We start from the raw sequence: 1,798 nt of genomic DNA on the forward strand, positions 1-1,798 counted from the left end.
TGCCTTTCTTTTTATAGAGACTGAGAGGACAAACACTTAAGTTCTATTAAAAATTACTAAGAGAAAGGACTAAGAGTACAGCCCCCTTAGTTCTTCCTTCCTGGTGATGGTTTAAGTGGCATCGATGATTTTGACAATATGGTCGTCAATGCTCTCGTGACTTCTTCGATCTCTACGGTTGGTGAGAAATTAGCCAATAAGATCAGTGAAGCCAAGACGGGTGAGAATCCTATTTCAACCGCGTCTGGTTACATCGCTCACGCTGCGCTTGGCTGTGCTCTTGGTGCCGCACGTCAAATTGCAGCTGGGGGTGATAGTAACGAAAATGTACCATAAAGAAGGCGCGGCTTTTATACAGTTGGAGTCTGGTTTAAACCCTCGCTACGGTGAACTGCCTATGAGAAAATTTGCCGGACTGCCGTCTGACATCGCCAAAATAGTCGCGGAATATAAGGCTGCGGGTAATGATATTCGTGTATTAAATGAAAGGCTTAGTCTGGGAATGTCAGAAACTGATTTAATAGATGCAGCAGACATGAGAATCTTACATGTTAAAATTGCCCCTAGTGACCCTCGCTTTCACTTTTCTATGCCCAATGGGAATGAGATAGGCGCGTACCCCAAAGAGTGGGTGCCTGGTGGTTTTACCAAAGGTGGAGCAAAAGAAATTGCAATTGAGGGCGCAGAAAAAATTCAGCATAATGGCGATATCGACTCCCTTAAGGCGCATTTTACTGAATCGGAGTATTTGTAAATGAGTAATGAATCTTTTGAGTATGCATTGGTGAATAAAGAGGTTGACCAATATTTTAAAGGCTCAGGTAACTACTTATGTTTAAATAGGGATTACGGAGTGCACAACTATGGTCCTGCTCTGTTCTTGGTGTTACGTGATGTTCAGTGCGGTAAAATTGATGCTGATCTATTTGTGCACGAGTTTACATCGTTTGTAAAAAGGCTAAGAAATAACCCAGAAGATCAAGAGCATTTTTTTGGTAACATTGAAGCATACGTTCGAAGAATTTATCTGAGTAAATCAATCAATATAGATGTATTGTTCGATAGTGAAGTTTCGTGCTCAGCGATTCGACATTATTTGAATGTCAATAAAGATAGTGATGTAGCAAAGCGAGTGATGTCTTATATCCAACGGGATTTTCCGCAGGCAAAGATTTTGACTTATCTTGATTAAGAAGCGGCAGTCCATGAGATTAGGCGTCTTGAGCCAACCATTGACAGTGAATATATGCCGCTGTGGCTGGTAAAAGGGGAGTTCCCAAGCTTTTACGCTCTAGACCCAGAGTATAAGCAGTTATTCCCTCACCAAGTTGAAGATACTTAACAAGCAATAAACCCAAGGCCCCTTAGCTTAATTGCTAAGGGGCTTTTTTGTGCTTGAAAGCCACTTTTGGTCCGAACGCAAAACGGTTACAATCGGCTTATCCGGGCAGCAACCAAAAGAACCGTCAATTTGACCAAATTTGGCAAGACGAGCAGGGCAACATCCATATCCTTGAAGCCAAAGGCGGCTCTTCTTCATTGGGGGCGGCCAAATTGGGCAGCGAAGTGGTGCAGCAAGGCTCGCCAGCCTACACCTCTAAGGTGATTAGTGAGATGGAAGATTGGTTTGATAGAAACCAAGACAAGATTACTCGCCAGCAAAAACGAGACTACCAGTACACGCTGGATATGCTTGATGAGCAGCGTGATACATTGCAATACAAAGTGGTGAGACAACATATTAATGATGGTGGTGAGCCAACTGGCGTACAAGTAACGGGTTACGATGTAAAACCCA

The 1,798-nt window shown here is 43.1% G+C and carries 4 protein-coding genes; all 4 read left to right on the forward strand.

All coding sequences use genetic code 11. The features are described 5' to 3' along the window. Positions 1–138: 138 nt before the first annotated feature. Positions 139–336: a hypothetical protein gene (locus tag MHN79_RS20700; protein ID WP_239174870.1), complete on the forward strand. Its 198-nt coding sequence runs from the start codon at positions 139–141 to the stop codon at positions 334–336. Further along, the gene (locus MHN79_RS20705) at positions 326–754 is read left to right on the forward strand and encodes a hypothetical protein (RefSeq protein ID WP_239174872.1); all 429 of its coding nucleotides are present in this window, start codon (positions 326–328) and stop codon (positions 752–754) included. The genes MHN79_RS20700 and MHN79_RS20705 overlap by 11 nt, the downstream gene beginning before the upstream one ends. Continuing rightward, positions 755–1,192, forward strand: coding sequence for a hypothetical protein (locus MHN79_RS20710; protein ID WP_239174874.1), 438 nt, complete (start codon positions 755–757; stop codon positions 1,190–1,192). It abuts the gene before it with no gap. Positions 1,193–1,395: 203 nt separating this feature from the next. Further along, positions 1,396–1,798 (forward strand): hypothetical protein (locus MHN79_RS20715; protein ID WP_239174876.1); only part of this gene is annotated, 403 nt, incomplete at its 3' end.

The sequence above is a fragment of the Vibrio sp. Of14-4 genome (genome assembly GCF_022347625.1).
Taxonomy (GTDB): Bacteria; Pseudomonadota; Gammaproteobacteria; order Enterobacterales; family Vibrionaceae; genus Vibrio; species Vibrio pristinus.